Origin of the sequence: Clostridium sp. (genome assembly GCF_016650095.1) — a bacterium.
In the GTDB taxonomy this organism is placed as follows: domain Bacteria; phylum Bacillota; class Clostridia; order Clostridiales; family Clostridiaceae; genus Clostridium_AD.
The window spans coordinates 1-3367 of sequence record NZ_JAENWL010000389.1 but is presented as its reverse complement, the minus strand read 5'-3'; the positions used below and the strand labels follow the sequence as shown (position 1 = coordinate 3367).

At 30.4% G+C, this 3367-nt stretch carries 4 protein-coding genes; 3 read left to right on the top strand and 1 reads right to left on the bottom strand.

Annotated features, from left to right (window positions below):
* The coding region (locus JJE11_RS16815; protein ID WP_291637699.1) for a glycine radical domain-containing protein at positions 1–636 on the top strand (636 nt) is incomplete at its 5' end.
* Positions 637–712: 76 nt separating this feature from the next.
* Positions 713–1468 (top strand): glycyl-radical enzyme activating protein, encoded by a 756-nt coding sequence (locus JJE11_RS16810; protein WP_291637697.1) that lies wholly within the window; start codon positions 713–715, stop codon positions 1466–1468.
* Positions 1469–1681: 213 nt separating this feature from the next.
* Here the strand turns inward: JJE11_RS16810 and JJE11_RS16805 are convergent, their stop codons facing one another.
* On the bottom strand, positions 1682–2683 hold the full coding sequence (locus JJE11_RS16805) for a YhdH/YhfP family quinone oxidoreductase (RefSeq protein ID WP_291637695.1): 1002 nt from the start codon (positions 2681–2683) through the stop codon (positions 1682–1684).
* 147 nt (positions 2684–2830) lie between these two features.
* Between JJE11_RS16805 and JJE11_RS16800 the strand changes: the two genes are divergently transcribed.
* A complete protein-coding gene (locus tag JJE11_RS16800; protein WP_291637693.1) occupies positions 2831–3265 on the top strand; it encodes a MarR family winged helix-turn-helix transcriptional regulator in 435 nt (144 codons plus the stop codon).
* Positions 3266–3367: the final 102 nt, after the last annotated feature.

The window sequence follows — 3367 nt, the reverse complement described above, 5'->3', positions numbered from 1 at the left end:
CTGATTAATGCACTTGATGCAAATTGGGAAGGTTACGAAAATTTAAGACAATTGGCTCTTGATGTTCCAAAGTATGGTAATGATATTGACTATGTAGATGATATTGCTATTAAAATGGCAAATTATTATTACAAAGAAGGACACCAATATAAAGATATCAATGGTAACAATTTTAATACTGCTTTTATGGGGATATCTAACTACCTGCCAGCTGGCAAAGTTATTGGAGCAACTCCATGCGGCAGAAAAGCTAAAGAACCATTATCCGAAGGGGTATCACCATTTGCTGGATCTGATACATCTACGCCACTCGCAGCCATGCGTTCAGCAGCAAAACTTAATCAAGATGTACATTCAGGTGGAACATTATTAAACCTAAGATTAAACGAAGATTTAGTAAATACGAAAAGAGGACAGAGTAATTTAGGTTCTATGATTCAAGCCTTTTTCTCTCTTGGAGCATTCCATGTTCAGTTTAATACAATATCTACTGAAACATTGCATAAAGCTCAAAAGGACCCAGAAGATTACAAAGACTTATTAGTTAGAGTTGCTGGATACAGTACACAATTTGTTAATTTATCTAGGTCAATGCAAGATGCAATCATTGCAAGAACAGAACACAAAAATTATTAAAATTAAAGTAAAGACATAGCTTGACTGGGGTAAGTCTTTACTTTAATATTTTATTTTGAGATTAGGAGGAATTTATATGAATGACGTAAGTGGATATTTTATGGAACCACAAAATTTTTCTGTTAATGATGGAAATGGAATAAGAACAGTTATTTTTTTTGCTGGGTGTCCTCTTAGATGTCATTGGTGTTCTAATCCGGAAAGTTTAAATTATAATAAGAAAAACAATTTTATTTATAATTACAATAGTGAACAAATACTGAAAATAATAGAAAAGCAAAAAATATTCTATAGATTTTCAGGAGGTGGTGTTACCTTTTCGGGAGGTGAAGCAACATTACAGACAGATATTTTGAGGAAACTTGTATATAAACTTTATGATCAAGCGATTGATTTAGCTATTGAAACATCCGGGTACTTTAACTTTGATGATGTAAAAGATATATTAGAGAAATTAAATCTAATATTTATAGACATAAAACATATGGATGATAATAAACATAAATTTTATACAGGAATTAGTAACGAGCAGATATTAAAGAATATATCAAGGCTCAATAAACTTAAGGTACCCGTGGTAGTTCGTATACCAGTAATTGGTGGAGTGAATTCTGATCTAGAAAATATAAGAAAAACTGCTAGATTTGTTAAAGATAATATAGATGCACCCAAATTGGAACTATTACCATATCATTCATTTGGAGATAGTAAATATGAAGCTCTTGGTTTAGAAAAACCATCAAGGCAGTTTGGAACTCCATCACCCGATTATTTAAGGGAATTAAACAATATAGTTCGAAATGAAGGTGTAGAGGTAGTTAGCTATAAGTAAATCTTAGAGGTATCACTACATAGTCATTAAGTTAATGAAATAGTTCTCCTTTTTAATCATAATAATTTAATAAATTAAATATCAATACGGTCTAATATTATAGGATGCTTATATTATTAAAATATAACACTTGAATGTTTATTTAAATATACAATAAAAGGAACAAGAAAGTATATGCTTTCTTGTTCCTTCTGTTGCATAGCTTTTTACAATCTATAAATCGAGATTAACTATAGTTCTACCTTTGTGATTTCCAGTAAGTATAGCATCTATTTCACTATTTAATCCTTCTAAAGATACTTCATTCACATTAGTATATAAATCAGTAATCTTCCAATCTAAGGATAAGTTATTCCAAATTCGCAGTCTAATATCCATAGGGCATTTAACAGAATCTATTCCTAGTACTGTGATTCCTTTTAAAATAAAGGGATAGACTGACGTTTTAAATTCATCGGATGCAACATTTCCACAACAAGTTACACTACCACCATAATTGGTTGATTTAATTGCTGTAGCTAATATATTTCCGCCTACAGTGTCTATTACTCCGGCCCATCTAGGCTTTAAGAGTGCTTTCCCAGAAGTGTCATCTATTTCATTTCTATCAATTACGTTTTTTGCACCAATTCCAAGTAACATATCTTTTTCAGAAGCTTTTCCTGTAGCAGCAGTGACATTATAACCAAGCTTGCTTAAAATTGAAATGGCCATACTTCCGACTCCACCTGTTGATCCGGTTACTAATATGTCTCCGTCACTAGGATTAACACCTGAATTAACTAATTTGTAGACTGATAGCGCAGCAGTGAATCCAGCAGTACCGTATATCATACTTTCTCTTAGAGAAAGATTTGAAGGGAGTTCTACTACCCATTGCGCAGGGACTCTAATATACTCTCCGTAACCACCTGATGTACTCATACCTAACGCATATCCTGTTACAAGTACCTCAGCTCCAATTTTTATACTATCATTATTACTTTCAACTACAATACCTGCAGCATCGATTCCTGGTGTGTGTGGAAAATTTCTAGTTACACCTTTATTTCCTGTAGCGGAAAGAGCATCTTTATAGTTTAATGAAGAATATTTTACATTTATTATTACATCGCCTTCTGGTAGATCATTTATGTGTCTAGTTGTAATTTCCCTATTAAATTCTTTATTTTCTGTTTCTGTTACGAGCATTGCTCTAAATTCATTGTTATTCATTTCAAAAACTCCTTTGTAAATATAGTTTGGTATAAAACTAATTGTAGCAGAAATATAGTTTGATGTCAAACCATGTTTTAATTGCTTTTTAGTTTATACCATACTATAATTAAATAGATAATTTAAATTCAAGATAGGAGCCTCAGTATGAATGATAAATATATAATATATTTTATAAGCAAAACTAAGAAAAAAATGACTAAATTTATTGAAAAAGCATTAAAAGAAAAAGGACTAGATGATTTAGCGCCTTCTTATGGCAATGTCCTTACAGTATTATATAATAATAATGGAAGACTAAGTATGAATCAAATAGGACAAATAATAGGAAAAGATAAGTCTACTATTACAGCATTAGTTAATAAGTTATCAAATTTAGGATATGTAAAAAAAGAGAAGTGTATAGAAGATAGAAGAGTAACATACATAACTTTAACTGAAAAAGGTAATGCGATAGAAGGGAAAGTAAATGATATTTCTGAAAAAGTGAATTTAATAGCATATAAAAATTTTTCAAAAAAAGAAAAAGATATATTCCTTGAATTGTTGAAGAAGATGAATAATAACTTTGATGTAGAATAAAATGTATTAGTGAAAACAGAATTGATTATTGAAGATTATACTGGTGCTTATAAGGTTAAAAAGTATGCTAATTTAAGTAATTTAGCATACTTTTTTACAGTG